Source organism: Frankia sp. AgB1.9 (assembly GCF_016786355.1).
Classification (GTDB): domain Bacteria; phylum Actinomycetota; class Actinomycetes; order Frankiales; family Frankiaceae; genus Pseudofrankia.
In genome coordinates, this window is sequence record NZ_JADWYX010000023.1 from 90,686 (window position 1) to 99,932 (window position 9,247).

Consider the following 9,247-nt stretch of genomic DNA (forward strand, 5'->3'; position numbering starts at 1 on the left):
TCATGCCGTCCGGATCCCCGACGTTTTCCAGGCAACTGCAGATCACAGCGGGTCCGGCAAGACCTTCGACGGTTGGACCGAGAGGGTCGGGCCGGCTCAGGCCGCCCTCAGCCTGTATTTCTTCGCTTCCGGTTGACAAGACTGCGCGGCCGAGCGGCACCACATCTGCGTGTCGCGGTCGGCACTCGCAACCACTGGCGATGTCATGGACCCCGCCGCGCGCCCGGCGGTTCCCGCCGGCGCGCGCAGTCGGGGTTGGCACCCGATCGGTCGTGGCAGAACCCCGACCCAGGCCGACTTTTCAGCCAATCGGCGAGGCTGTCGGCCTCGAGTAGGGGTCTCGGTGCCACGACCGTCACAGATAGAATCCGAAGTGATCGTCTGATTCATCGGTCCACGCGGGCGGGGGCGTCTCATGGGCGACGACGGGCCGACCGCCGCTACTGCCGCTGCGCGCACCCGACCTGCCCGAGACCCATGGCGACACCCGCTGTGCTACGTGCAGGCGCCGGAACCAGAGGGCTTGGCATCGCCTCCGGCCTTTATTCGGGGGAATGTCGGGCAGCCTGGCGGCCATGGATCAGCGGCCGACGCTCCGCCCTCTTTTGTACTGGCTCGTGGAGCGCCATTGGTTCTGAGCCTGAGGAGGCGGCTCATTGGTGACGCTCGCTCCGCTCGGCGCCAGCGGTGAGCCACACGCGGGCCTGGCGTGCTGCCCCTTCGTCGGCCGGCATGGCGCACCGCTGTCGCCACGGCTACTTATTCGGTGTCCACAGTCAGGACCTCCCAACAGAAACGGAGACTTTATCCATCCGCGGAACGGGTTCAGGCGAGATTCGATTGCGCCCAGATATAGGCTGTCGAATGTGCTCGGCGTGCGTCCAGGACATCTGTCCCGGGTCCGGCCATAGCAGCGATCGGCCAACCGGGAAAGGACATCTGTCCTGTCCTCTCGGATCTGCCCGCGCGACAATGACCGGGCCATGACGAAACCCGAGGCTCGGCCGCTGAACCGGCCCCCGACGCCGCTTGTGCTGACGGAGCGATTCGCTCGGCGGACGACGCAGGATCTAGCGCGGAACCTGGAGGCAGTCGGCCTGCTCGTCCAGGCCATCGTCGTGACGAACACCGCGCTGTTGGAAAAGACCCGACCCGGCGGGACCCGGATACTCCTCCTGCTCGCGCTCCTGCATCTCTTCCTGGCGGGCGCCGCCTACCGGAAAGGTGGAATCTTCCCGCTCGGCGGAATGTGGGCGACCATATATCTGGCCGGGATCGTGCTCATGTCGTTCGCCGTGGCCGACGTTCTTCCGCCCGGGGTGTACGGTTCGGAGTCGGCGTGCGCTCAGCTATGTGGATACTCTGGTCCACCCATCGCACTGTTCGCGTTCTATCCTTGGATCAGTATCAGACGCGATTTTCTGCGACCGGGTGTCCAGCTGATCGTTGTGGGCGTTGCGGTCCTGACGCCGCTCGCCGTCATGTTCGTGACGCACGGTTACCTCACGGGGACGAACGTGGCGAGCGCCGGCATCTCGGCGTCGCTGACTGCAACCTCATACGGGATCGGCAAGGCGCTCGGAGCCCTCTGCCGGTCGGCAGCGCGCGCGCAGCTGGACGCCCTTCGGGAAGAGTACGAACGGATCTTCCGGTACCTGCACGGACGTGTGGAGACGTCGCTGGCCGTCGTCCGCGCGCAGTTCAACGAGCCTGGCCGGGACGGCCCGGACCAAGCCCTTGACGACCTGGCTGAGGCCGTGAACCACGAGCGGGCCGCGCTCCTGCTCGCGCAGCCGAACGTGTCCGTCGCGCAGTTGCTGAACCTCCATGCCCGCCGGGTCACCCGGGCGATCAAGGTCGCCGCGCTCCCGCGGGTGGGCGGCGTGACTCTGTCCCGGGACATCGCGCTGGTGCTCGACGACGTTCTCGGTGACCTGCTCAAGAACACCGTGGTCCACGGCGCCGAAACCGTCTGGATCGAACTGGAGATCGGTCATAACCTGTGCACGCTCGTCGTCGTCGACGACGGACCGGGCTTCGCGGCCGAGCAGTTCGAGGATGCGGCCAACAGCATCCACTGGCTCCGCCACCGGGTCAGAGATCACCAGGGTGACCTTCGGCTCCTACCGAGGTCAGCGGACCGTACGACCGTACGTCTCACGCTTCCCCTGGAACTCGACCGTTCCCAGACACAACGGGGAGACCGACCGTGAGGATCTTGCTCGTCGAGGACCAGGCGCCGTTGGCCGCGCTCGTCCGGAACAACCTCCAAGCCGATTTCGGCTTCGAGGTGGACTTCAGCCCTGACCCGATCCACGCTCGCGCGCTCCTCGCCGCGAACCGGTATGACGTGGTGGTCGTCGATCTTCTTTACGACGGTCTGGCGTCCGACTACTCGCGTCGCCGGGCAGCCGGCGCCATCTCGCTACGGCACGATCGGCAGTTCCAGCTGTCCGGTCTCGCCGTTCTCCAAGCAATGGCGGCCAGCGACGGGCCGCGGGCCGTGGCATGGACGACCGGAGACGCCCGCCGCGAGCTGCATCTGCTGCTGGCCTACGAGGAGTTCCAGATACGTTCGTTTTGCTCGAAGGAAACCGGCAAGGACCTGACACCGCTGGTGTCAGCTATCAGGGCCGCGGCCAGCCACCAGGCCCACCGCGATCCGCTGCTGGACCCGTACCTGCCGCCTACCGGGCAGCGCCCGCTGCGCGAGCTGCTTTTCGGCAAGCAGCTGTGGCGCGGGGTCTGGCGTGCCCTCGCGATAGGCGCCCGCAGCCACCAAGAGATTGCCGACCTGGTCAACTACTCGGTGAAGTCGAATCGGAACGAGGTCCGGTACATGACGGACGCCCTGGTGGAGCTCAATCCGGGCATGGCAGGCCAGCGGGCCAGGAGCGATGCACTCGTGGGATACGCAGAGGCCCATTGGGAGTTCTTCCTCGACGACACCGTCATGCGGCTCTTCCCACCCCCGGGGATGCGTTTCCTGGGGCTTCCTGATAATGAGTGATGATACCCACCTGAGGTTTCCGCTGTGGCGGTCACGGTGGATGTGGCTCGGCCTCTCGACCGTTCTTCTCCTCGTCGGCGCAGCTGCCTTCTTTCGATGGTTTGAGAACGCAGGTCCGCGGATGGTCCAAGGGTCAGTCCACTGCTCGTCAGGTCGCGCGATAGAAGGCGTCTGGATCGTCGACCAGTCGACGACATACTCCGGCTGGGCCGTTTTGCACACAGTTCCGCACGACCCGTCGTCCGGCCGTTTCCGCCGGGAGGTGTACGGACGCCAGTTCGCCCTGCATGTGGGTTGCGGAGGCGACGGCCTCCAGTGGGCCACTAAGCTGAGATCACCTTTTCTCGCCGTTGACTCGGTGAACGTCGTCTGCTACGACCGCCCGTCGGACCGCTACTACGAGACGTGCGTCGCCACCCCCACGACTACCCCAACCAGCGGATCCCGTTGACGACGGCGCCCGCGCCCGGATGACGCAACCGTCGCTTTGTCATCCTTTTGTCAAGTGGCCATCTCGTGTGCCGACGACTCGGGACAACTGTCCTGGATGAGAATTCTCGGGACGTAGTAGCCTTCGCCCTGGAAGAAAGCGGAGATCCCGGGCTCGGAAAGGGGGAAGCGCATGACCGACGATCTGGAGTCATGCACTGCCGAGCTCCGGGAGATCCGCCGCGGTCGCGGAGTGCTGGCCGACGACCTCCATGCCCGCATCGGCCCGCACCTACGCCGCGCCTGCGGGATCACGGCGGCGGACGAGCCCGGGACCGTTCGGCGAAAGCTGACCCTCGAGCTGACCGGGCTGTGCGGCCGGCTGCCCGCGGACCTCAGACTCGCCGTCCTCGCCGCGCTGGCGATGCACGAGAGCACCGACCAGAAGTTCCTGCACGAACGCATGGCATGGGCAGCCGGCCAGTTCGACCGTGACCCGCGAACCGCGCGTCGCCGCATGGACGAGGGTTTCCGGGCGCTCGCTGTCCTCATCGGCGAGCGGGGCGCGGTCCCGGAGCCGGACAACGGGTTCGCTCCAGACGGCTGGTACGTCGAGTCTCTGCGCTCCAGCCTCCGGCTTGACCTCCCGGTGCCAAAGCTCCTCGAGGTGCGCCGGATCGTCGCCGCCGTCGACGAACTGGACGAGGTGGTCGCGGGTCTCGGCGCGCTGCGCGGCGAGCCCGACGACGACCTCGACGAGATCCAGGCCGAGGTCGTCCACGGCGGAGAGATCACCGAGGTACGCCGGCCTGGGCGGACCTACGCGAGCTTCGTCATCCGCCTCCCGCAGCCGCTGCAACTCGGCCAACGCCACGAGTACTCGGTGGAGTTCACCGCCTACCCGCGCAGCCGCTTCCAGCCGTACTACCTGCTATCGCCGGTCCGACGGGTCGACCGTTTCACGCTCAAGGTCCGTTTCGGCACCGACAGCCTGCCGGACACCGTGTGGCGACTGAATGGAATTCCCGGCCGGGTCGCCGACGAATTCATTCCCAATGACGACCGGCTCGCCGTCGATTCCGTCGGCGAAATCGCCACAGAATTCCACAGCCTCCGGCAAGGGCTCCGGTACGGAGTTCAGTGGGCCGAGCCGACGAGCTAATGCTCCGCTCGACCGACCGGGCTGTCACCTAAGTTCAGAGATCATCTCATCTCGCCTCGCCGAAGTGATTAGCCGATTGTCGGCCGCGAATTCCTCGTTCGCCTCCAGCGCACTTATTGACATCGACCCATCGACACGATCGGACGGCATTGAGATGAAAAACCACGGGCTGGCATCCCGCCTCGGCGGCCTGCTGAGCCTGCTCTTCGTCCTCCTCGGGCTCAGCGTCGTCGCGGCCCCAGCGAGCTCCGCCGACCCAGGATGCGTGAACGGCGGCGTCCTGTCGATCTTCGCGCGCGGATCACAGGGCTCGGTGAACTTCCAGAGCGCCGAGTCGAGTTCCTTCTACCATGCGGTGCAGAACAAGCTCGGCGGCCTTCCATTCCAGCAGGTCGACCTCGGGAACATCGACGGCGACAACACCCTCGAGCGGGGCGAGTACCCTGCGGTCGGCATGGCCGACTGGGGGATTCTCAGCGGCCTCAACGGCTACTACGCGAGCGTCGGCATCGGCGCGACTGAGCTCGCCACCTATCTCGAGAAGCGGTCGGCCACCTGCCCCAACGAGGTCTACCTGCTCGGCGGCTACTCCCAGGGAGCGGAGGTCGTCGGCTACGCGATCACCGCGGTCGACCAGCGCGTCCGAGACCAGATCGGCTACGTAGCCCTCTTCGGCGATCCTCGATTCAACCCGGGTTGCATCAACGGGCACCGCGCTTCCTCGGCACGCGGCAGCGCGGGTTGCACGGGTGGTGTACTCGGGGCCCGGCAGCCCTACCTACCCACCGACCTTGTCAACCGGACCGGCAGCTGGTGCGACGCAGACGACGGCATCTGCAGCAGGAACCCCGCGCGCCTCACCGGGCCGCTGTCAACGCACGCCAAGTACCCAGCGAAATGGATTCCGGAAGCCGGCGCACAGGCCGCTCCGATCCTTCGTTCCCGGCTCGGCTGGGCTCCGCTGCCGACCTTCTGACCCCTGGGCCGCCATAACCCGCGGCCCGCCGGACACGCTCGCCTTCTCAAGGTCGGCACGTTCGCGATCTGCAAACGACCACCTGACCCCTCCGATTCGGCTGAAGATTATTAGGAAAATCGCCGGGCTGTCGATGATCCGATCGGGATTCGGCGAGCGGCAAGGAGAAGTAATGCACTACTCACTACCGGAGCCGCAAATGCGCGGCCGAAACCGACGGACCCGGCATCAGGGGAGGCGATTGTCAATAATGCCTCGGGCATCAATGGCGCGAGCCACGATGCGACGGCTTGCGGTTGCGCTCCTCGGCGTCCTCGTCGTCGCCGCTTCGATACTGGTAGGGACCGCGGCGTCTGCAAGTGCGTCCGACACATTGAGCGTCGGCGCGAGCCTGAATTCTGGGCAGTCTCTGTGGTCGGGGAACGGCCAGTATCACGCTGACGAGCAGGCAGACGGCAACTTCGTCGTGTACGGGCCGAATGGGTACACATGGGCCACGTTCGCCGGAGGCACGGGCAACTACGTGACCGTGCAGTCCGACGGCAACCTGGTGCAATACCCGGCTGGCAAGAACAGCAGCACGAGCGGCGCGGTGTGGAACGCGGGAACCGATGGCACCGGTAGCGCTAATCGGCTGGTCATGCAGGACGACGGCAACCTAGTGCTCTACACGCGAGGCGGCGTCGCCCTCTGGTCAAGCGTGACCGGCCGGATCCCAGGAAACTCGACGGACACTCTCGGGGCTGGTTGGTCGTTGAATTCTGGGCAGTCTCTGTGGTCGGGGAACGGCCAGTATCACGCTGACGAGCAGGCAGACGGCAACTTCGTCGTGTACGGGCCGAATGGGTACACATGGGCCACGTTCGCCGGAGGCACGGGCAACTACGTGACCGTGCAGTCCGACGGCAACCTGGTGCAATACCCGGCTGGCAAGAACAGCAGCACGGGCGGCGCGGTGTGGAACGCGGGAACCGATGGCACTGGTAGCGCTAATCGGCTGGTCATGCAGGACGACGGCAACCTAGTGCTCTACAGCAACAGCGGCGTTGCTCTTTGGTCCATCGTGACTGGCCGCATTACGGGTGCGAACGGTGGAGGCGCCTCAAATTCGGCGCTTGACAATTTTGTCGCTGCGCATCCGGCCGGCTCAGAGATCAATTCACCATGGGGCCCACAGTGTGTCACCTTGGTTGTGCACTACTTGAGCGAGGTCTACGGAATCAGTCTCACGCAATGGAACGCGTCGACATATCAGCAGGGTCAGAAGTCGGGGGCTGTTCTAGCGAATAACGGCTGGACGTGGCACCAGGGCGCTGGGGCCTACCAGCAAGGCGACATCCTTGTGTGGTCTTGGACCAAAGTCGCCGGGGATGCCGGTCACGTGGCCATCTGGTACAACGGAAAGCTATACGAACAAAACGCTCATACGACGCCAGGGATCAGCCTCGACCCGTCGAACTGGGTCAATGGAACTTTTGCCGGCTACTGGCACCATGGCTGACACCTTTATCGACCGCGTGCTGGATCCGGTCAAGGTACTCGCGGAGCGCCGAGGGGCCCTTCAAGTTCGCGAGGGAGCCGGCACGGATCGAGCGGGCCAACTGTAGGAGGCCCCGGAACGGAAGTTGACGCTAAGCGCGGGTCGCATCGATTCAACCGTGGGTCATTCCACGGCGTCCCGGCCTGACCCGCCCCTGGCGTCCCCACAACACCAGCGATAGCCGGCGGCGCGCCCGAGCCGCCGGCGATAGCCGCCGGCCCCGCGTGAGTCGATGCACCCCCACGCAGGCTGCGGCTGGGCACCACGGCGACTTCTCTACCGAGGCCGGACGCACCCTCCACCGCCGGCGGCGTTAACCGAGCATGGGGGCTCGCCAGCCCGTCGACCTTCTCCGCGAACGTCACCACCGCGCAGTCCGCCCCACCGCACCGAAACCGCCGGACCAGCAGATCGCTCAAGACACCCGCACCACCGAGAGCCATGTCCACCAATTGCCGCCGATAACGCCCGTGGACCCGGGCCGATACCGCCGCGCACCGCGGGCAGGTCGCCTGCCCGGCCCGTGCCCGAACACGCAGCGGCAAGCCACTCGCCACGCGTTCAACACCGTCAAGAATCACGAGCGCGAGGTGCGGCAGCACGACCCCAAGGTCAAGGAGGTCACACCAGCACGATGATCGCACCCAGTCAGCAACAGTTGATCAAACCGGTGCCGCTTCGATCACCAGATCGGCGCCAGATCCAGAGGAAACGCTCACGGGCCACGACGACAGTGGTCACACGGGAACATCACATGACAGCCGGCCAAACGCACAGCCCGCTCAGCCGACTCATCCGTCACCGCCGGTCTCACCCTGCCCCACGGCCCCGGCCCCGTCGAAGGCCACGTCACCGCATCAAAATGATCAAAAGACAGATGTACGGCCGTGCCAACCTCGACCTGCTCCGCAAACGCGTCCTCCTCGCCACGTGACCAGGGGAACAGATCGCATGCGGGGCGGGAGGCCGTCCGGCTGCCGGTCCGAGCTCGAACGGGCGTCGACGAAGGTGGCCAGTAGCGCTCAGCGGTCCAGCCGGTGTCGGACGTAGTCCGGATGGGCCACACCGACCTCGATGCGGTTCTCATCGAGACCATTGAAGATCTCCAGACGACCCCCCGCGAAGGGGAACTCCACCGCCACAGTTCCAGCTGCCAGGGCGTGCTCGGCTGGCCGCCATTCAAGCAGCGCGACCTCACGCAGTTCCTGACCGACGAACGGTTTGAGGTCCTCATGCCTGCCCGACCACTGCGGCGTGGACTCGGACGACTCCCACCCGGTGATGGTCGCCGCCGTGTCGATCGTGTCCCAGCCGACCGAGAGCTCGTCGAACTTGTCGTGGCACACCTCCACCTGGACACCGTCGAAGTCCAGCACCACCGGGCAGTCAGTGAACCACTCCCAGTCCTCGACAAAGCGCACCACCGCGAACCCCGTCAACGGACGGCCAGCGAGCCTCGCCAGACGTGGCCCGTGCGCCTGCCGAACCGACTCGATGCCGACCAGGAAGAACCGCCCGAAGCCAAAGATCCCCAGGTCCACGGCAGCTGAGTGTCCCGGCCCGAGGCCAAACGCGCCAACGCACATCCGAGGAGCCGGATCTCTGCCGCACCTTACAGCTCGGCGCACACGGAGAAACCGAGACCATCAAAAAGGCGGATGTGCAGGCGTTTCGGCGTCGACCTGCTCCGCAAGCACGCCCTCCTGCCCACCTGATCGGCAATGGAGCCGGAAGCTCCACAAGATCGGCGCCAGATCCAGAACTTGCTACCAGAGCCAATGACCAGGTCTGCGGGTTGCGGGAGCGGCCTGCTGTTGAAGTAGACCCAGTAGTTCATCACGCCCACAGCCTGGGCCTGGTGATAGTCATCGAGCTTGCCGCCGCGCCGTAGTCCCTCGCGGCGAACCGGACGACCTCCAGCCCTCGCTCCGCGGCCTCGTCCTTAACCCGCTCCGCCAGCTGGCGGGTGCCAGCCAGGTAAGCCACAGACCGCCCCTGGTCTAGGGCATAGTCGGCGAGCAACAGAGCCAGGAGGGTCTTGCCTTCACCCGTGCCCTCTGTGTCAGTCTCGGGTGAGACACCTGCCCGAGGCGGGTTGGCTAGCGGGGGCGTGATCGGAGATCCTTGTGC

7 protein-coding genes are annotated in these 9,247 nt (G+C 65.8%); 5 read left to right on the top strand and 2 right to left on the bottom strand.

Translation table 11 applies throughout. The features are described 5' to 3' along the window. Positions 1–983 precede the first annotated feature (983 nt). The 5 genes from I6A60_RS11420 to I6A60_RS11440 all read left to right on the top strand — a co-directional run bounded on the left by I6A60_RS11420 (position 984) and on the right by I6A60_RS11440 (position 7,078). The gene (locus tag I6A60_RS11420; RefSeq protein WP_203020607.1) at positions 984–2,213 is read left to right on the top strand and encodes a hypothetical protein; all 1,230 of its coding nucleotides are present in this window, start codon (positions 984–986) and stop codon (positions 2,211–2,213) included. Then, positions 2,210–3,010, top strand: a complete 801-nt coding sequence (locus tag I6A60_RS11425; protein ID WP_203020609.1) for a hypothetical protein — start codon at positions 2,210–2,212, stop codon at positions 3,008–3,010. The genes I6A60_RS11420 and I6A60_RS11425 overlap by 4 nt, the downstream gene beginning before the upstream one ends. Positions 3,011–3,632: 622 nt before the next feature. Continuing rightward, positions 3,633–4,601: a hypothetical protein gene (locus tag I6A60_RS11430; protein WP_203020611.1), complete on the top strand. Its 969-nt coding sequence runs from the start codon at positions 3,633–3,635 to the stop codon at positions 4,599–4,601. A gap of 154 nt (positions 4,602–4,755) precedes the next feature. Continuing rightward, positions 4,756–5,577, top strand: coding sequence for a cutinase family protein (locus I6A60_RS11435; RefSeq protein WP_203020614.1), 822 nt, complete (start codon positions 4,756–4,758; stop codon positions 5,575–5,577). Between the two features lie 280 nt (positions 5,578–5,857). Next, positions 5,858–7,078 (top strand): CHAP domain-containing protein, encoded by a 1,221-nt coding sequence (locus I6A60_RS11440; RefSeq protein WP_203020616.1) that lies wholly within the window; start codon positions 5,858–5,860, stop codon positions 7,076–7,078. 1,061 nt (positions 7,079–8,139) lie between these two features. Here I6A60_RS11440 and I6A60_RS11445 read toward each other — a convergent pair. Next, positions 8,140–8,658, bottom strand: a complete 519-nt coding sequence (locus tag I6A60_RS11445; RefSeq protein ID WP_203020619.1) for a hypothetical protein — start codon at positions 8,656–8,658, stop codon at positions 8,140–8,142. Positions 8,659–8,953: 295 nt separating this feature from the next. After that, positions 8,954–9,103 carry a hypothetical protein gene (locus I6A60_RS11450; RefSeq protein ID WP_203020621.1) on the bottom strand — a complete coding sequence of 50 codons (150 nt, stop codon included), beginning with the start codon at positions 9,101–9,103 and terminating at the stop codon, positions 8,954–8,956. Positions 9,104–9,247 lie beyond the last annotated feature (144 nt).

What these genes read in the sequence shown, in the direction of transcription:
- I6A60_RS11420 (WP_203020607.1), top strand. Translation starts at nt 984, where the DNA reads ATGACGAAACCCGAGGCTCGGCCGCTGAACCGGCCCCCGACGCCGCTT.
- I6A60_RS11430 (WP_203020611.1), top strand. Translation starts at nt 3,633, where the DNA reads ATGACCGACGATCTGGAGTCATGCACTGCCGAGCTCCGGGAGATCCGC.
- I6A60_RS11435 (WP_203020614.1), top strand. Translation starts at nt 4,756, where the DNA reads ATGAAAAACCACGGGCTGGCATCCCGCCTCGGCGGCCTGCTGAGCCTG.
- I6A60_RS11440 (WP_203020616.1), top strand. Translation starts at nt 5,858, where the DNA reads ATGCGACGGCTTGCGGTTGCGCTCCTCGGCGTCCTCGTCGTCGCCGCT.